Genomic DNA, 19,899 nt, shown 5'->3' with positions numbered 1-19,899 from the left:
CTCCGATGCCGCCGAGAACAGATTATCCAAACCACCTGAAACTATACCGCTATGGGCTATGTCGTATTGCATATCGAGAAGGCAGCCGGAACGGACGTCGCCATGTCGGGACACGTCGAGCGGAGAATAACACCCGCCAACGTCATAACGACACTTACCTACCTGAACGAAGAATTAGTAGAGTTCCCCAAAGGAGTTACCAACCGTACCGAAGCGATCCAGCACCGGCTGGACAATGCAGGACTGGAACGCAAGATCGGAAAGAACCAAGTAAGGGCGTTGCGTGTCATGCTCTCCGGAAGCCCCGAAGATATGAAGCGTATCCGGCAGGCCGGACAGTTGGATGCTTGGGCCAAGGATTCCTGCGGCTGGCTGCAAAAGACCTTCGGAAAGGAAAACGTTGTGTCGGCAGTCCTGCATCTGGACGAGAAAACACCACATATACACGCGACCGTCGTGCCGATCACACGGGGCGAACGCAGAAAGGCCAAGCTGGAGCGGGAGAAGAACGCCCAAAGCGGAAAGAGAACCTATCGCACTAAGAAAGACCGCCCGCGTCTATGTGCCGACGATGTGATGGCACGGGACAAACTCAAAGCCTACCAGACCACCTATGCCGAAGCGATGGCCAAATACGGACTGCAACGCGGCGTCGAGGGATCGGAAGCAAAACATATTTCCACGCAGCAGTATTACCGCGAGGTGTTCGTCCGGAAAAATGAAATGGCCGAACAGATCGAGAATCTGAAAGAACAGCAAAAGACGCTCACGGTAGATATTGCCGCACTCCAAGCACAGCAACGAGCCGCGCAGACAGACTGCAACATTATCGACGAACAGCGGAGGAAGAAGAAAGAAGAATTGGAGAAAGCCGAAACGGAGTTGGCACAGACGCGGCGGGAGATCAAGACCGACAAACTCAAAGGCGTGGCCGTGGATGCCACGACGAAAGCCGTAGAAAGGATCGGAGCGTTGTTCCACGACCCCAAGCCCGCGAGGTATGAAAAACAGATTGCAGATTTGCAAGGGGTAATTGCCGACAAGGATAAGTGCATCGGGCAACTGCAACAAGAGATCAAGACCATGCAGGCCGGACACGATAAAGAGGTGGCCAACCTTAAACAGGAAGCACAACAAGTCATAAAAGCCTTGATGCGTGTCGATGAGTTGTGTCCCTATGTAAAGGGGCTGTTGAAATGGGAAAATTACTGCAAGGATGTCGGGTTGGACAAGGAGCGGACCAAAGCGTTGTTTACGATGCAACCTTACAGATATACGGGCGAGCTGCATTCGATAAGGTATAATCATACGTTTCGGGCGAACGATGTCATTCTCCAATTCAAACCCGACAAGGACGGGCCGAGCGGGTTCCAGTTCACCATAAACGGAAAGGACTGCGACGAGTGGTTCAGACAGCAACGAAAGGAGTTTTACGAGCGGATAGGAATTGACATCGAACAAACGGAGCAAAGGCGCGGGATGAAGATGTAACCACGAGCGGGACGGAACCAAAAGGCCGTCCCGTTGTTGTTTTAGGACGGCGTATTCCGTTAAAGCCAGAACATGGGCTATTCGGGCGGCATAAACCCTACGGCACAAAAAGTGCCCGCAACATATTGCGGATTCGAATTTTTTGTGCTACCTTTGGGACAAGCGATCCGCTGTAAAGGCGTGAATCGCGTTGCTGTTTGCGTAAACGTAGGAAATTTACAGTCTGCGGCAACAAGAGAGTCCTTGTCGGGTCGTACCACGCCTTGACGGGGCAGTACATTTAAGGCAACTACACCTGACGGGCGTGGGCCTCTTGTGTTACGAGGTCAGACGGGTTTCCTACGACCTACGCAGCGTAAGTAACGCAAGCCGCATACCTTTCTTGTAAAGGACAGCGGGGTTCTTCAGAGCCGGGTTCACGTTTCGTCATTCTTTTATGGCATCAGTCGGGTCGCATAACTAAAATTGAAAAAGATATGTTACCTTTGCGGATGAAAACGGCGCCATAGCCGTAACATATTCATAAGGTTAGGACAACCTTTATACCAGCGGTAAACTTGCGACTATTATAGCGATATAATAGGTTTTAGGATTGGTGTAAAATTTGTCTGAAACCCTTGTCATGCCTGCGGCTTTGTGCCGTGGGCGGGCACGGGCGTAAGGGCAGTTACCAATCCAAGGCTCGCAAGGCCGACCGTTGGGGCTGTACCTGCGTTCCGTGCTTTTTTATGTGTTTAGGCCGGAACGAGGATTTTAATAACGAACCCTTAATAATACGATGTTACGGCCATATACTCCCAATCGGAAAGAATCACGTTCCGCCGACCCTCGGTCGGTGCGGGGTGGGGCGCCGTCATTCGCTGTAACGAGAACGCTCGCCGTCGATAATAATCCCGCTTTAAAGGCACCTAAATCTGGTAACGGCGGGCCGTTCTCCGAACTGGGTGCGGGACATTGGAATTCTTCATGTCGAAGTTGCGTCACTATTTTTTTCATCGACAGTCCCGCACCCGTTTTTCATCATGCAGGAACCGCTAAAAAAGAGAGTGACAAGGGAAGTGATGTAGCTATCATGTCAAGTAAGTCCGTTGCGGTTCCTGCTTTTTCTGTAACAATGCTTCCGAAATCTCCTGCCTCCATAGGCTCGCGTTTCGGAAGCCGAGGGGGCGGACGGAAACGATAAGCCGAAGGATGCTCTTTTTCGTTTATCGTGGTGTGAGGCGTACCAGTCCGTTACCGCCCCTCTTTTTCGATACTTCAATTTTACGATAACGGGTGCGGGATACTCGAATCTTAGCTTCATATTTTCCCACTACTGACTTTACTGTTTCCGCACCTGTTTTTTTACGATATATTTTGTATTCTCACAATAATTTAAGATTTTTGTTAAATGCAATGCCGAAACTCGATACGGACTTACATCATCACTGTCACACAACCATCGCCTAACGTATTTGGCATTGTCTTTTTAATAGAAAAAGGGATGACCAACCACGATTAGTTAACAGACAATCGTTATTTTATTGCAATTACAATTCGGTCGTCCCTTTATTTTGTATTCTCGAAGTGCCTATAACCTTTGCGTACGTTTAAGAATTGTTCTATAAACCCATAACTACTGAACCATGCCACAAAAATCCTATACGCTGGGGAATCTGCTTCAAGACTGTTTGGATTGCGACATCCGCAAAAGCGACATCCGGCAATTTTTCGATGATCTGAAAAAGAAGGCGCATTTTGTCTATGCAATCTTGTGCGGTGCTCCGAAATCGGTATTTTGGATTACGCTGGACGATGAAGAAAGCCATCCCGACGAAAAGACATTTTCAGTTGCGGAGTTTAACGACAATTACGAAAACTTCGACAGCCGCATCGATTCTTTCCGGGTTAATTTCAATGCCTATTTTTTTCGCGAGCAATGGGCCACGAAGTTTCCCGAATGGGAATTGATGGAGAACCCTTTCAACGGGGAGGAGCGTTTCTGCGCTACGAGCCGCAAGGAGCTGACGGTAGAAATTTTCGTAACGGAATATCCGCATTTGTTGGCTTACCTGTGCCGTCGGGCGGTTCTGGAAAACGCGCCCTTCGAACTGACGCGCGAAACGATTAAACATTACGGATTCAGCCGCGAAGATGTAAAACTCCTGCGCGATTGTATTGCAAGCAACAACCGACGGATCATCGACGAGTTGCGCGAGGAATACGAGCGGCTGAAAGCCATAGACTGCCTGCAGGTAGTGCCTCCAAAAAGGCGGGGGCGGAAGCCTAAAGCCGAAGTGTCTGCCGAAATCCAGCCCATAGCCAAAAAACCGAGGACGAGGATCAGTCGAAAGAAATTCGTGCCGACACGAAGCGTAAAAAGTTAGGCGTAAACCATCGGAAAACGCAGAGTACTCCTCACCAATTAGCGGAGATGGTTTTCAATATAACAACGAGAATAATTTGCAAATATGATTATCCGTATAACGTCCGTTAATATTTTTAACATAACACGAATAAATCATGCGTAAAATTTATACAAAGACATTTGTGTATTTTGCTGAAATTCAATATATTTATAATGAAATAAACAATCGAAATATCATTATGGACATACTGAACTTCACGTATTATTTTTTAATATATAATTTGATATTTAATTAAAATATATTTATCTTTGATTTCATAACACTACTTTTTAACATTAAAATATGCCGCTATAACACTGCTTTTTCTATCAAACCAAAGATACGGCGTCACTCCGGAATCTTTACTCTTGTTCAACTAAAACCCACTTATTTATGAGGAAATTAACCAACCGAGCACTTTTCATCTGCTTTGCTCTGATGACGTCCTTTTGCCTCATTGCGCCGGCTACCGCTCTGCGTTCCTACGCGCAGGAGGGGGGGGGCAGCACCCTTGAAGGCCTGATCAAAGACGACTCCGGGCCGCTTCTCGGAGCAACGGTGATTGTGAAGAACACGACGCGCGGAACGACAACCGACATGGACGGCAAATTCCGTCTGGAAGGGTTGCAGCCCGGCGACGTACTGCAAGTAACCTACGTAGGATACGACCCCTACGAGGTGACCTACACAGGTCAGACGACACTGGACATCCTGATGACGACGACCGCCAACCAGCTGAACGCAGTCGTAGTGACTGCCATGGGTATCGAACGTCAGTCGAAAACACTCTCCTATGCTGCCGAAACGGTCGGCGGCGATGACGTGGCCGACATCAAGTCGGTCAATATGATCAACGCGCTGCAGGGCAAGGCCGCCGGTCTGCAGATTACCCCGAACTCGACGGGCGCGGGCGGATCGTCGAAAATACTCTTCCGCGGTAACAAGTCGATCAACGGCTCGAACCAGCCGCTGGTCGTCGTCGACGGCGTCCCCCTGATGATGAACATCACGTCCGATCAGGTCGACAGCAACTGGGGCGCCCAGCGCGACGGCGGCGACGCCATGTCTACGATCAACCCCGACGACATCGCCTCGATCTCCCTGCTGAAAGGCGCGTCGGCCGCCGCCCTCTACGGTGCGGTAGCCGCCAACGGCGCCATCATGATCACGACCAAATCGGCCATGGCAGGGCGTCTGGCGGTGAACGTATCGAGCAACACGACCATTGACACCCCGCTCTCGCTGCCCGAATTCCAGAACACATACGGGGCGAACGGCCAATACAGTTGGGGCGACAAACTCGCGTCGAAGGCTCCCGATTACGCCGAGAAGTTCTTCCGTACGGGCTGGACGACCAACAACTCGATCTCGATCAACGGCGGCGCCGAAGACCTGCGAGCCTACTTCTCCTACGGCAACGTAACATCCGGCGGCATCACCCCTGAAAACGACTACTCGCAACACACGCTCAACGCCAAAGTCGGTTTCGACCTTTTCAACGACCACATCAAGGTCGATTTCAACGCCAAATACGTGAACCAGCACATCTCGAACCAGCCGGCCGGCGGTTTCGTCTTTAACCCGCTCGTCGGCACCTACACCTTCCCGCGCGGCGGCGACTGGAACGGCTACAAAAGCAACTTCGAGACCTACAACGGCGAGCTCAACGCCAACGTCCAGAACTGGGTGACTACCACCGACGAGACCAACAGCAACCCCTACTGGCTGCTCAACCGCGAACGCCCCGTCGTCGAACGCAACCGCTACGAATTCGGCGGATCGATCAAATACCAGATCATCGACGGACTTTCGCTCACGGGCCGCATGCGCTACGAGCGCGCCGACGAACACTACGTACGCAACCACTACGCGTCGTCCTACGGCAATAAATACACCTACGGCAAAATGGACGACAACCGCTACTTCAGCGAACAGCTCTATGCGGACCTGCTCGCCCAGTACAACCATACGTGGGACGATTTCTCGCTCAACGCCACCCTCGGCACCAGCATGATGCAGACACGTTCGAACAACGTGAGCCTGCTCTACGAGCAGAGCAAGTTCGTCGCTCCGGGCAACGGCGGCGCCTACTATCCCAACATCTTCAACCCGTCGAATTTCTACAAGAACGGCACGACCATGGGACTGGAGCGCAAACGGCTCAACTCGGTCTTCGGAGCTGTCACGTTCGGCTTCAAAGAGGCGCTCTTCCTCGACGTGACGGCCCGTAACGACTGGTCGTCGGCCCTCGCTTACACCGACGGCTACTCGTTCTTCTATCCTTCGGTGGGCGCCAGCCTTCTGCTCAACCGTTTCGTGGACATGGGCCGGAATATCGACCTGTTCAAATTCCGCGGTTCGTACTCCATCGTCGGCAACGACGTCCCCGTCTACAAGACCAATCCGCGCTATACCTACGGCGACCAAGGCGCCATCAACCCGCCCAAATCGGTGCCGTTCCGCACGCTGAAACCCGAAAAGACCCACTCGTTCGAGGTCGGTTTCGACGGAGAGTTCTTCCAGCACCGTCTGCACGTAAACGCCACCTATTACAAGACCAACACCAAGAACCAGTACTTCGAGGTGACGCTGCCGTGGGAGAGCGGTTACAAATCGCAGTTCGTCAATGCGGGCAACGTCCAGAACCAAGGCTTCGAACTGACGGCCGGCTGGTTCCAAGACTTCGGCAATGAATTCACATGGTCCACCGATCTGAATCTCTCGTACAACGACAACAAGATCATCGAGCTTTTCGACGGTATCCAAGACGGCGTAACGGTCTCCAACTTGGGCGGCGCCAAAGTGATCCTCTATGAAGGCGGCCAGTATGGCGACCTCTACGTCCGCACGCTCAAACGCGACGAGAGCGGCAAACTGGTGACGGAAACCCCCGAAGGCGCCGACTACCAGATCCCCGTAAACGGCGGCGAGCAGAATTCCGACCTGAAATACATGGGCAACATGAACTCGAAGTGGAACATGGGCTGGAACAACACGTTCCGCTACAAGGACCTGACACTGAGCATGCTCATCGACTTCCGCATCGGCGGCAAGGTCGTTTCGATGACCGAGGCCACACTCGACGGATACGGCGTATCGGAACGCACGGGCCGGGCGCGCGACCGCGGCTACGTGATGCGCGAGGGCATCAAATTCTCGAACGTCAAGGCTTACTACGACGTGGTGGGCGCGACAAGCTTCAACTCGGTCTACAACGTCGAGGATTACGTATACGACGCGACCAACGTCCGTATGCGCGAGATTTCGCTGGGCTACACTTTCCGTAACCTGTTCGGCCAGTCGAAAAACCTGACCCTTGCGTTCATCGCCCGCAACCTTTTCTTCTTCTACAAAGACGCCCCGATGGATCCCGACGTGTCGATGGGTACGGGCAACGGCCTGCAAGGCTTCGATGTCTTCAACCTGCCGACCACGCGCAGCTTCGGTCTGAACGTGAAACTGAATTTCTAATCAAAAGCGTTTACACATTATGAAACTCAAGAATATTCTTAGAAACGTTACCGCAATGGCGCTTCCCCTCGCACTGTTGGGAAGTTGTACGGGAGATTTCGAAGAGCTGAACACCAATCCCTACGAGATCGACCCCGAAGAACTGCCGTTCGAAGCGCAGTTCTCCACTCCCCTCTCGTTCAGTTACCCCACCAACCAGAACCTGTTCCAGTACTGGACCTCGTTGTCGATCGACAACTACGGCGGTTATTTCGAGGTGCCGCACAGCAACTGGACGATGGCGCGTTACGACCTCGCCCGCGGGTTCTGCGGCGGCATGCACGAGAACTTCATGCAGAAAATATTCAACAACACCCGCCGGCTGATCAAACAGTGCGACGCCGCCGGACAGCATGACTTCGCAGCCGTAGCCCGCATCGTCGAAGCGTATAACCTGCTCCAGTATACCGACACCTACGGCCCGGTTCCCTATTCGTCGGTCCTCGCAGCGGACGAACTGGCCGAACGCCCCAGCAGCTACGCCTACGACAAACAGGAAGATATCTACAAGGCGATATTCGCACAGCTGGACAAAGCGCTCGAAGGACTGGATACGGAGACCGCAGGTCTCGCATCGTTCGACTGCTGGTGCAACGGCGACCGCACGCTCTGGAAGAAGATCGCCAACCAGCTCAAGCTGCGCATGGCGCTGCGCATCGTCAAGGTAAACCCCGTCGATGCTGAAAAATACGCCAAGGAAGCCATTCAGGCCGGAGTCCTCGAAGACAAGGACATCCTTATCAACAAGTCCTACTCGAACGAACTGCGCCGCATGATGGACTGGCTGGATTCGGGCATCGGTTCGTCGATCGTAGCGTTCATGAACGGCTACAACGACCCGCGCCGCCCGCTCTATTTCACCACCAACGTCCGCCATCTGGTCAAGAAGACCGCCGAACCGACAGGCGAGAAAGACCAGAACAACGAGGACATATACAACGAAAGCGACATCCTGATCCGCAAGGGAGCGCAATACATCGGAGTTCCCGTAGGCTGCGAATTGGGCAATAAGAACGGCGGCAACGACAACCAGCGCGTCTACTACTCGTTTCTGGCCGGCGGATATGCGACGCCGCAGCCCATCATGTTCGCCGCCGAAGGCTGGTTCCTGCGCGCCGAAGCCAAACTTCGCTGGACCGACGCCGGGCAGCAGAGCGTAAAGGAACTCTATGAAAAGGGTATCGAGGTTTCCATCCGCAACCAGAAGAGCTACCGACAGTCCGACGCCGCGGCAGCATGGACCGAGAAGAAACTGACGGCCCCCGACTGGGCGGCTATCGACGATGCGGCTATCAGCAGCTACATCAACGACGATACCTCCTCACCTGAGGGTTATACGGACCCGTGGAAGCCGGAATACAACTCCGATCCGACCACCAGTATCACGGTGAAGTGGGACGAAGGCGCTTCGAATGAAGAAAAGCTCGAACGCATCATCACCCAGAAATGGATCGCCAACTTCCCGCTCTCGACCGAAGCGTGGGCCGATTACCGCCGCACGGGCTACCCCAAACTCTTCCGTCCGAAGCAAAATCTGGCCCCCTCGATCATCGACACGCAGCTCGGCCCGCGCCGCCTGCTGTACAACGAAACGGAACTGAGCTCCAACACCGTCGAGGTGAACAATGCCATCCAGCTGCTGAAGGCTGAATCTTCCGAAGTGAAAGGCGACGGCGACACCGGTGGCACCCGTCTGTGGTGGGACCGCAAGGACAAAGGCAATTTCTAACCCCGCCGATCCGTTTCACTCATAAACCGGGACTCCGTCGTTATACGACGGAGTCCTTTTTTCCATCCGACACATCCGAATCGGGCTCCGGCGCATTTCCGACCACTATCATGCGGCATACCATTTTTTCATGCCCCCGAATGGCTCGTACCGGAAACGGACAGATGATTTGCAAATATCAACTATTTTGTATTCATTTGTAATGAAGATAAAAATTAAGGTTAAAAACTTGTTTTAGTTGTAGCGGTAGCGACAGAGTTGTGAAACACCGTCGCTACATTTTTATTACCGGAAAATAGGCTATATATCAATTATTTTTCGTAATTTGCAGAAAACCATTTTAATCTTATTGCCCATTCGTCATCAAAGCCATCTAACACGGTAACAAGAAATAAAAGGGAAGAAGGTACGAGGCTCATAACCTCGTGCCTTCGTTTTGTATTTAGCACTTAAATCGAATATTTTTGCAAGTTCAAAGAAAATTCCTACCTTTGTTTTTGACAAGGGTTATTTGACAAGATGATTACGCAAAGTAGCGAATTTCGCACATTCTCCAAATCGTTACTAAAACCCCTGTAAAATCTTCTTAAAAGTCTGTTTGTCAGATTGATATATTTATCAACTGATTTATTAAAATATTTTTGGACAGAAGCATCACTATCCGAAAGCGATCTATCTGCTCTAAAATATTCAAAGGTCGGTAATATGCTCTTTAATGCTTCAATTATTTTTTTAGGTCGAGTTGTACCCGTAACGGGTATTTCTTCAAAATCATAACGGAAAGACGTGCCTGCTTCATGATGATATGCACGCAATTTCTCCCGCTTTTCTTTGTTGTTATATTCTTCTCCGTTCGCTTTTGCCGTATCTATATGGAACTTAGCACAAAGAGTGCGTAATTCCTTCTCATTCAGCATAACAAAATCATCTGCATCATATATCTTGCGACATAAAAAGATTTTAGGTTTAATCGTTTTTTGGGAAACATCCCAGACCTTTTTAACTGAGATTAATCCATTTTCATCAACTAATTCTTCATCAAAAAGTGATACCGGAATAGTATCATCCAAAATAATTGGACTTGACGCAGAATCAAAAATCAAGTTTATTTCGATAAAATTGGAATCACTATATACGTTTTTATCCTCTATATTAGGATTATTTTCATTAAGAAATACGTCTATTGCTTTTAATATAGTGGATTTACCCACATCATTTTTGCCTACAATACAACTAAAATCCTGAAATGAAATGGAGGTTTCATCTTTAATTCCCCTATAATTTTTTATACGAGCATATTTAAGTTTCATATTCTAAAGTTTTAGGTTACTTCAAATATACATATTTTATATTGCAAACACGAATGATTAAAGGGAAAGAATGCTACTTTAGAAATTATTACTATCTTTGCTCCTGCGAATTACATATTAATTTTTACACCCCTTTTATTATGTTTGGTGTTCAACAAGTCAACCACACATTGGAAAATTGTGCGCAGAGCCCTTGGGGAGCAATCCCGCGAGGGGCACTTGTTGAACCTGTAAAAGGGGGATATGTAGTTCGCAGCTGCGCACTCTTTTCCTTTTTATGCGAACTACATATCCCGTCTGCGTTCTGACGCAGACACGCCGTAAGGCCAACCGCAGGCGGTTTCCGCCGTGCAACCTCTCGATTCGTTTCCATTTTCATCCGCCGGATTAGCAAGTAATTGCTAATCAACTCGCTATTCTCTTTGTTGTGCCCTTGCGTACGATAAGGATAGCCCTCACTATGTCAAATTTCAAACAATCAACAACATGGAAACGAATCAAAACCCCGCGCAGGAACAGCCTGCGCAAACCATAGTTCACGAAACTACCGTAACCACACAGCCCGAACCGCAACCCGTTCCCAATTCGGAACCCACCGAATCGGCGTCGCAGCAACAACCCGATCAGCCTGCCGAACTCCTTTACGACCCTGCCGAGGCCGCGCAGATCGTCCACCACCTGACCGACGGTTATTTCGACCCGGAATACATCCTGCTGTTCGGAAAGTTGGTCGGCGGGACACGCCACAGCGATGCTACGGCCTATGACTTATTGATGGTCGTGCGCGAAACACCCGAATACGATTGGATGCGGGCAAAACGCATCCTGCGGTACAGAATGCCGTATTGCCTCCGGAAGATTACCTACATCAATCTCTATATCATGCCGTTGAACTATGTCGAATCGAATTGGACGCCGTTCCTTTATTTCGCCCGCGCCGAGGGCAAACTACTCTACTGCAACGACCACTACCATTTCCGTCGTCCGAAACATCCGGCCAATTTCGCCAAAGCCTATGCCGACGCCAAATTTCATTTCGACACATTCCGCATGCTCGGTTATGACCTTTTGGAACAGGCGCAGGATGCCTTTATCGAGGGGCGCAACGTGCGGCTGGCGGCGCAGTTCACGGCACAGGCCGTGGTCTATTTCTACCACACACTCTACTATGTCTACCACGGTATGGAGTTCGACATCCACGATCCGGTGGTGATGCACGACCGGATGCGGACGCTTTCCACGAAATTGATGCTGGTATTCGACGACAATCACATCGAAAACATATTCACCCTGCCTCGGTTGAAGGAGGTATTGATGAAAACACCTTATTGCGCCGAGTTCTACATGTCACCGCAGGAGTTGGAACTGCACATGGATCGCGTTCAGAAAGCGGCCGGAATTATCGAAAATTATGCCGGATTAAGGCTCGAACTCTATAAGGAGTTAAGCGAACAGCAATAATCCGCCTACCGAAAGAAAGAGGGCTTCGGGAACGTCACAATTCCTGATGCCCTCTTTTTCCCGTTTAACGTTTTATCCCTCTGCGGATAGGTTGTCGCAGTGGTTCTTTGACCTGCGGACGGGGGTATTGTTCCTCGTATTTTCGTTTGAGCCAACCGAACACGTCAATCCCGTCCACTGTCAGGCGCATACGCGCTTTATCCTGCGGGGCGTTTTCAGTCTTAGCCGTCGAATGATCGGTATGCAGCCACTTTTTATGTTCCGGCGAATAAAGCGAGCCTTTGAACCCAACGGATTCCCCGCGCACAATCCGCGTTGTCATTTCCGCGCCGAATCCCACCGCTTGGCATATCTTCTCTACCTGTATCAATCCTTTTAACTCCGGCATCAGTTCGTGCAAGTGGGCGATCTCGCTGCGCAAGCCTTGCATAACTTTCTCTGATTCATCCTTTATCCGTTCAAGCGTGGATTTTTGGGTTTCGATCTCTTTTTGTAGAGCAATGTTTTCTCGTTTCAGTTCTCCGATCTGCCCGTGAAGTTCGGCAATTTGTTGCTCTTGCCGCTCGACTTTCGACATGCCTATCATTGCTCCGATACCGTCGATAATGGTCGTACCAACCTCAGCGGCGGAATTCTTCAGTCGCTCGGTTTTTAACTCACCTTTTACCGCTTTTAACTCGGCTTCGGTTTTGGTCAGTTCATCGCGGGTTACCTGCTCTTGTTTGGAAGCACGTTCAATGGCTTCCCGTTTCTCCGCCTCGATACGGAGCAATTCACCGATATTGTCCAGCAACCCCTGTTGTTGGGCGATGGCGTTGCGGTAAAACTCTTGGGTGGTGACATGCCGGGCTTCCGAACCGTCAATGCCACGTTGCAATCCGTATTTCGCCATCGCTTCGGCATAACTGTCCTGATACCCCTTGAGCTTGACGCGTGTCATCACGTCGTCGGCACACAACCGAGGTCGCGCGACCGATTTCTTGCGGTATTTGCGTTTGCCCGGCTCATCGGTTTTCTTCTCACGGACTTTGCGTCGCTCACCCGTCACAATCGGCACGACTGCCGCATGAATATGTGGGGTCGATTCGTCCAGATGCAATACGGCTGACACGACATTATCTTCGCCGTAGGTTTTTCGGAGCCAATCGAGATTATCGGCGCACCACTCCTTGATCCGTCCTTCGGCGGCGATACGTTTCATATCGTCGTGCGATCCGGTCAGCATAATGCGGATGGCGCGAACTTGGTTCGTTCCGATCTTGCGGGTCAAACCCGCATGGTCGAGGCGGTAGTTGATCGCTTCCGTGCGGTCGGCCACGCCCTCTGGAAATTCAACCAGTTCTTCATTCAGGTAAGTCAGCTCCGGCACGGCGTTCGGCGGCATGTGCGTTCGGGCAATGTGGGCGGTCATCGCAGCCTCGTTGCCCGGAGCTTTATCTATATGCAATACGACATATCCCATATTTAGCGGTAGTTTTAGCGGTTGATAATGTGGTCGTCGGATCTTCGACCGCTTGTGCGGTCGGCGGCCGGAACGGTCGCAAGGGGTTTCCAAAGGGGCGTCCCCTTTGGCCTATTGGGACTTTTTCAGCAGCACGAAGTGATGCGGCTCGGAAAAAGCCCTAATAGGTTATGGCTTTTTCGTGAGGAAAAGCCGCGGGCGCGGAGCGGCCGATCGGTGGGCGACTGTGCCGGCGACAATCCGGGCGACGTTATAACTTGCGACCGCGCGACCGTTTGTATTCTTTCACGGGCCAGCGGCTTCGCAGGTAATCGTTCAAATCGTTGAGCGGACGATAATGGACGGACTGATCGGACAGATTCCGGCAAACCGGTTTCAGTTCGGCGGTCGCCTTACGCCCAGCATCGTCGTTGTCAAGGTAGGCATAGACCTGCTCGTGCGAGGCGATGAACGGCGCGGCTTTCGAGAGGTTCGTCACGGAGTTCAGCACGACAATATTGTGCGGAGGATTCGGGGCGCGTTTGAGCGTCAGGTACGACAAGAAGTCTACAAAACCCTCGAATACGAGGCATGTCGGATAACCGCCGTTTCGGGTCGACGGAGCCTTCGACGTACAGCCCTTGAAATAGCGGTTGCGCAGTTCCCATCCTCCAGTATCGTTGCGGAATCCGACAGCGAAATAGGGCTTATCCGCCACACGATAATGCACCTCCGAGCAATGTGCCCGCGCCGTATCGAGGTCGATGCCTCGTTCCATGAGATAAGAGAGCAACGCTGGAATTTCCAGCGGCAGCACGTCTTCGACAATAATCGAGGGTATACGTTCCGGTAATGCCGGACAATCCCCTTGAAAAGAGAAAGTAGTTGCGCCTCCGATCTGTTGCTCCAACAGCCGCATGGCCGTCCCTGCATCGCACCGTTCCATGCGCATCACGAGGTCGATCAGCGTCCCACCCTCGCCTGCACCATAGTCGATCCACAGATTTTTGTCATAATCAACTTTCATACTCGGATTGCGATCCTCCCGCAACGGAGAGTGATACAACCCGTAATAGCCTCTGTCTTTTGCCGGATGGATGCCCCGTCCGGCAAGGTATTTCCTTATCGAAAACTTATTGATTGTTTTTGCGTCCATGATCTTTTTCTTTTCACTCGGTTTAATCGGTACGGTTCGGGGTTTAACCCGCCGTACCGGTTTAGAATGGTTTAATAATATATACACCCGTCTTGGACTAAACTGTCCGAAAGGGTCAATAGTGGAAATCGGGATTGTAACGGTAAAATTTCTCCTCTTTGACGATCATCCGCTTATTCTCCAAAAAAACCTTCAATTGCTTGGCTTTGTTGATGCCGAACGAATGGCCGATGGCGGCATAGCTGTTTTGGAGCTTCCCAATAAGCGATGAATAAGAAACCCGGTCAGCTTCGGAAAACAGAAGTTGCAACGCCTCACGGTGTTTGGCCTTGCAGACCTCGGCATAGTCGAAACTTTTGGCCGCGCCCGACTGCCGAGGTTGGTAGTTCTCGACCAACTCCGGCAACGCATCGTCGTTGATGCGAAAAGCAAACGGCTCGAAATCCCTATCCCGGATGTGCATGGCCGCAACCGAGCTTATATCGCGGTCGAAATCGTCTTTGGTGATTTGCAGCACCGTTTCAGCCTTATTGTTCAACTCCGTTCCCAGATGCCCGCGCGTATTGTCATCGCCTTTGTTCAGGTGCAGGACGGTATGGATATGGATTTTGCGCTCGTCCGTCCATTGCATCAGCTTCGTAATAAGGTCGGTCGATTCGCAGGGGCTGTTGATGTCGTGCGCCAGGTCGCGGATGCCGTCGATCACGACCAGTCCGAGACCATCGATTTCATAGATAGCCTCCTCGATCTTCTTCAGCCGGTCTTTGGTCGCAAAACCCCGCAGGCATAGAAACTCCAAGCCCGCCGGATGTACGTCGGCAGAAAGCCCCACAAGCCGCAAAATCCGGTTTAATACCCGCTTGCAATGAAACTTACTCTGTTCGGTATCGACATAAAGGATTCCGCGCTTCTCCGGCGGCAAAGAGGCCGAATAGTCCAACACCGTGCCGCCCGTCATGGCTGCCGCCACAATCGCGCAGACGTTGAACGTCTTTTTGCTCTTTGCCTTGCCGGTCGATGCGCTGAAATTACCCAGCGTCCCCACAATCGAATCGCCCACACGCAGGATCACGGGCGGAGCCTCGAACACGTCCGTCACAAGCAACCGGGCATCGCGCCATGAAGCGGTCGTTTCCGCCGAAACTTTGTGCTGCGCTTCCATCGTTACTTCCTCGCGGGACGTGCAAGAACATATTTCTGCGCTTCCGCCTCCGTCTGCGCCTGTGTCCTTATGGGATTCTGACGCAACCATGCCTCCAATTCCGTTTTCTCGAAATAGAGCATCTTCCCCTGCGGCTTATAGTGAGGGATCAGGTTGCCCGATGTCAGTTTATACAGGTAGCTTTTGGAAAGATTCAGAAAACGGCTCGCCTCCTCGAAGCTGAGTACGTTTTTGGAATGTAAAACCAGATTTTCGAGTTCCGCAACCCGCATTTCAATACTTTTCTCCATATATTCAGAAGATTAAAATTAAACAAATGGAGTGTCGACCCTCCGTATGGTTGTAACAGTTACGGGGGCAAATGTATGGCTGCGAAACTTGATAGCGGATTGACTATCTTTGAGGTATCAACCTATTCTCAAAGTTTTTTCACTTGCTTGAGATACCTGTCGATGGTTGCATATTTCCCCACTATACCTATATCGCGGATGTAGTTTGTCGCCGAGGATAAGTCGCTTTGATTGATGTATTTATCGCGGCTTCGGTCTTTGGAAAGAAAGAGTTTGCAGTTAGCGATTACAGATTGCCAATTCGGTGTTATCAATCCGCGACTGCTCAATCCGGCAAAAAAGAAAGCGACGAGGCGGTTGTTGTTCGATCGCACGATTGCATGGGGCTTGCCCGCAAGGATCGCTGTCAGATCATCGGCCGTTAACGGCACGTTGAACATCTTAACGTCGTTGATGCCTTCGGCCAGAAAAGCGATCTGCTCATCGGTCAGCATCGAATCGAACGGATTATCCGTTTCCGCGATAGGCGGCACGGCTTTCGGGGTCATTACAACCTCTTTCGGCTCCTTTTGCGCGGCTACTTTCGATTTCCGGTCTTGCAGATAAGCGGCATAACGCTCCAGAACGACAGCTTTCACGACAGCAGAGAAATAAGGCAACTCGGCATCATAAGTCGTATTATCTTGCTCGTATCGGGAGTGGTCGAACGCAACGACGGAGAACGCAAGATACTTTTTCTTTTCACCGGGATTCAATGCCTCGAAGAAACTGCTTTCCCAAAGAAAGGCAGGATCTGAGTAGTAATTCCGGATGTCGGACAGTACGGAATAACGCAGATACAACTGCGCCAGCTCGTCGGCAGTACGGATGTATTCCAGCCTTTCCAACTCCCGCATCTGCTCGCAGTCGAGGTAGGCGGATTTCACAGCGATACGATCTGCCAACACTTGATAAGTACGACCAATGCAACGGTTGAAAATACGTTGTATTCTGTCGAATTGTGGTTTTAACCCCAGACCGTCCATAATTCATCCTTGTTTTTATACAAGGTTATTAAAATATCATCCATCAACGAACCCATTCCATTAAATGTATATTTTATGCGATATTGATATCCGGAGTGTAATTCTTTAAAGCACGTACAATTGCATTCTTTTTATCCGTTTTTAATAAACGTAAAATTAGATTAGGATATTCTTTGGCAGATAATTTTAGTATCGGAGAAACACGTTCGTGCAAACTCTTCCGATTGTATATCCTTAGCAAACCAGCATAGTCCTTACTTTCAATGATTTGATCTATTTCATGTTTCCGATTTTGATATATCAACTCAACATTAATAGAATTTTTGAGCAATTCCATTTGGTGTTTCAAAGCCTCTAACGAATTTTCTTGGGGTTTGGTATAGCATTGTAATTTATGCCTAATTTCTTTTGCACACATTGCAGCCAATTGCAAATCATACTCAGCCTGAAATGCATCAAATAAGAAATCCTTAACCTTTATAAATGCTTCATCTGGATTCAGAGCTTGGTTTATAGCAACTATTTTGACGATATCTTCGCTCAAATATAAGTTCTCAACTTCCGCTACAGCTAAAGTATATATCTTTGACTCCTTATAACTTTCAACTTCTTCTTCAGTCATATAATCATGATCTATTAGTCCTTTAATGTCAAAGTTATGTAGAGTTCTAATGCGCGGGTTATTAAAAGCTTTTGTCATCTCTATAACTTTAGAACAATCATGGCAAGGAATTATACTATAATCCTCATAAATATATGGATATAATTGATTATCATAACTTCCTCTTTCCCCCTCCACAAACAGTATAGGTTTTCGATTACCCAGCACTTCAAAGATTAGGCTATCCGGTATCTCCTCATCAGGAAAAATAATGTTTAACTCCCAAGCATCCTTACCATCATAAGATTTTATCCATATCTTGGTTGCCTCTTTTCTTGATGCGGCAAAATCTAAATCATGTGTAATATATATGAAAGTTTTAGTAGGACAAAATTCTTCAATTTTATCCCACAATTTATACATTATAGATTTATGAAGATGAATTTCAGGCTCATCAATTACAATTACTGTATTTTCTGGCGAAATAAGACACTGACCGATCAAATAAATAGCAACACGCTCTCCATCTGACATATTTTTTGCATGATATTCAATCTTATCTACCAAACGAGCTCTAACCTTTGCATCTTCAAATATTATCTTTCTTTGTGGGAAAATAGAGTCCCATATGAGAGTTATCTTATCTGTAATCATCATGGGTACCTTTGCCTTAGCATCCCCAGAAATCTCTTTCGCCTTACAATCTTTTACGTACAAATCGTTTTCCTTATTTTTCCGGGCAAATATGGCGGAAAGAACACTATCGTAATCATTTATCAGTTTTGTTGTAGATTCCTGTCCCCAGTTCCATTTATACCCCTTATCTTGATGTTCTTCTGTACCATAATACATTTTGTTCCATGCGCTTTCTTCACTCTTAATGGTAATATTTTCGGGTATAGATAATGCTCTTTGAGCTGATATTCGAAGAACACTCCCATTTGTCTCTTGTCGTTCTATCCATGCCCCCAAATGACTTTTACCACTTCCATTTGCTCCAACTATGACAAAATTTTGCTCGCTACTTATTGTCTTGGATTCTCCATTTATTGGAATAACAATTTCCCTCATTTTTTGTATATTATTTTAATATAATTCAAATTCATTACAAATATAATATATTGTATAAATACTCGGTTTATCTCCTTGATAAATAAAACACGAAAGATGGGCAAAAAAGAGCGGGCGAATTTCATGTATAATTCACCCGCTCTTTTTTCGGTTTAGTCGGTCAGATTCGGAATCAGCCCGATCGCCTCCTCTTTCTTCTTATCGACGATTTTGGCGTAAATTTGAGTGGTCGCAATATTCTTATGCCCAAGTAATTTACTGACCGTATATAAATCTGCGCCTAAAGTCAGCAGCATCGTCGCATGAGTGTGTCGCGCCACATGGAACGAGATATGTTTGGTGATTCCGGCGACATTTGCCCAATGTTGCAGGGTGTCGTTTACCGTCCCTTCGTGCGTTAACGGAAAGATTATATCGCCGTCTTTCGTTTCGCCGCGTTCCGGCAGCCATTTTAACGCCTCATCGGAGATAGGCAGGTAAAGCGGTTCCTTCGTTTTCTGCATCTTGATTTCGATGCGTACACGCCCGCCGCTCTGTTGCAAATCGCTCCATGTCAGTTTCCGGATGTCGCTCACACGGAGTCCGCACATGCAACTGAACAGAAAGGCTTGCTTCACGATCCCATGCCGACACGGGGTATTTATCAACAGCTTTAATTCTTCGATAGTCAGGTATTCCCGGCGGCTCGGCTCTTGCCGCACTTTATCTGCAAAATCAAACTCCTTAGTAGGGTTGATCGTAATGATACCCTCTTTATAGGCTCGGTTGATCGCCGTGCGCAACGTGCCGTAATAGGAAACGACCGAATTATTTCCCAGCACGCCTCCGGTTTTCCGCACCCCGTATTTGCTGGCCTTGGGCATCTGCCGCAGGAAATCGGTAAACTCCGAAAGAAACTGCTTATCGACATCGCGAAACGCGATATAATCACCCCGAAACAACTTCAACGCACGGACGGTATTCAGCACCGTTCGCGCATAGTTCCCGCTCCCCCGCTCGGCTGACTGTTTCCCGATGCCCTCCAGATAGTCGAGCAGATTTACTTTGGACTTGTTCGTGTTCTGAAACCCGTGCGCGTCGTTCTGTATCTCCACTATGCGCTTACTCTGGATCGCTTTGGCGAGGGCAAGCGTCGCTTCGTTCTTCGCCTTATCCTCGCGTGTCCGCTCCGGAATCAGGTAGAGTTTCAGAAACTCGTACTGCCGCTTACCACCGACATAGTTCTCCTTGCGGATGACATCACCCGTATAATAATCCAAGTAGAT

Annotated in this window: 13 protein-coding genes; 5 read left to right on the top strand and 8 right to left on the bottom strand. The window is 49.4% G+C overall.

Annotated features, from left to right (window positions below; translation table 11 throughout):
• Window positions 1-51 precede the first annotated feature (51 nt).
• From mobV (NQ559_RS14350) to NQ559_RS14335, 4 genes are all read left to right on the top strand, one after another.
• On the top strand, window positions 52-1,491 hold the full coding sequence (gene mobV / locus NQ559_RS14350) for a MobV family relaxase (protein ID WP_018697416.1): 1,440 nt from the start codon (window positions 52-54) through the stop codon (window positions 1,489-1,491).
• A 1,625-nt stretch (window positions 1,492-3,116) separates the two neighbouring features.
• Complete coding sequence (locus tag NQ559_RS14345) at window positions 3,117-3,857, top strand: hypothetical protein (RefSeq protein WP_009599008.1); 741 nt, start codon at window positions 3,117-3,119, stop codon at window positions 3,855-3,857.
• Window positions 3,858-4,316: 459 nt separating this feature from the next.
• On the top strand, window positions 4,317-7,349 hold the full coding sequence (locus tag NQ559_RS14340) for a SusC/RagA family TonB-linked outer membrane protein (protein WP_018697414.1): 3,033 nt from the start codon (window positions 4,317-4,319) through the stop codon (window positions 7,347-7,349).
• 19 nt (window positions 7,350-7,368) lie between these two features.
• Window positions 7,369-9,117, top strand: a complete 1,749-nt coding sequence (locus NQ559_RS14335; protein WP_026318659.1) for a SusD/RagB family nutrient-binding outer membrane lipoprotein — start codon at window positions 7,369-7,371, stop codon at window positions 9,115-9,117.
• Window positions 9,118-9,602: 485 nt separating this feature from the next.
• Here the strand turns inward: NQ559_RS14335 and NQ559_RS14330 are convergent, their stop codons facing one another.
• The gene (locus NQ559_RS14330; RefSeq protein ID WP_051087709.1) at window positions 9,603-10,427 is read right to left on the bottom strand and encodes an AAA family ATPase; all 825 of its coding nucleotides are present in this window, start codon (window positions 10,425-10,427) and stop codon (window positions 9,603-9,605) included.
• A 486-nt stretch (window positions 10,428-10,913) separates the two neighbouring features.
• On the opposite strand from NQ559_RS14330, the gene NQ559_RS14325 reads away from it, so the two are divergent.
• Window positions 10,914-11,888 (top strand): hypothetical protein, encoded by a 975-nt coding sequence (locus NQ559_RS14325; protein ID WP_018697412.1) that lies wholly within the window; start codon window positions 10,914-10,916, stop codon window positions 11,886-11,888.
• Between the two features lie 64 nt (window positions 11,889-11,952).
• Here the strand turns inward: NQ559_RS14325 and mobV (NQ559_RS14320) are convergent, their stop codons facing one another.
• From mobV (NQ559_RS14320) to NQ559_RS14290, 7 genes are all read right to left on the bottom strand, one after another.
• Window positions 11,953-13,350, bottom strand: a complete 1,398-nt coding sequence (gene mobV / locus NQ559_RS14320; protein ID WP_018697411.1) for a MobV family relaxase — start codon at window positions 13,348-13,350, stop codon at window positions 11,953-11,955.
• 250 nt (window positions 13,351-13,600) lie between these two features.
• Window positions 13,601-14,356 carry a DUF8464 domain-containing protein gene (locus tag NQ559_RS14315; RefSeq protein ID WP_244062033.1) on the bottom strand — a complete coding sequence of 252 codons (756 nt, stop codon included), beginning with the start codon at window positions 14,354-14,356 and terminating at the stop codon, window positions 13,601-13,603.
• A gap of 244 nt (window positions 14,357-14,600) precedes the next feature.
• On the bottom strand, window positions 14,601-15,647 hold the full coding sequence (locus tag NQ559_RS14310; RefSeq protein WP_018697409.1) for an AAA family ATPase: 1,047 nt from the start codon (window positions 15,645-15,647) through the stop codon (window positions 14,601-14,603).
• 2 nt (window positions 15,648-15,649) lie between these two features.
• Window positions 15,650-15,937 (bottom strand): helix-turn-helix domain-containing protein, encoded by a 288-nt coding sequence (locus tag NQ559_RS14305; protein ID WP_026318657.1) that lies wholly within the window; start codon window positions 15,935-15,937, stop codon window positions 15,650-15,652.
• 128 nt (window positions 15,938-16,065) lie between these two features.
• Window positions 16,066-16,962, bottom strand: a complete 897-nt coding sequence (locus NQ559_RS14300) for a hypothetical protein (RefSeq protein ID WP_018697407.1) — start codon at window positions 16,960-16,962, stop codon at window positions 16,066-16,068.
• 73 nt (window positions 16,963-17,035) lie between these two features.
• Entirely contained in the window at window positions 17,036-18,634 is a 1,599-nt protein-coding gene (locus NQ559_RS14295; protein ID WP_051087708.1) for a DUF4435 domain-containing protein, read from the bottom strand.
• Window positions 18,635-18,786: 152 nt separating this feature from the next.
• Entirely contained in the window at window positions 18,787-19,899 is a 1,113-nt protein-coding gene (locus NQ559_RS14290) for a site-specific integrase (RefSeq protein WP_309295499.1), read from the bottom strand.

It is taken from the genome of Alistipes onderdonkii, assembly GCF_025145285.1.
GTDB lineage: Bacteria > Bacteroidota > Bacteroidia > Bacteroidales > Rikenellaceae > Alistipes > Alistipes onderdonkii.
This window is presented reverse-complemented; position numbering and strand designations above follow the sequence as displayed.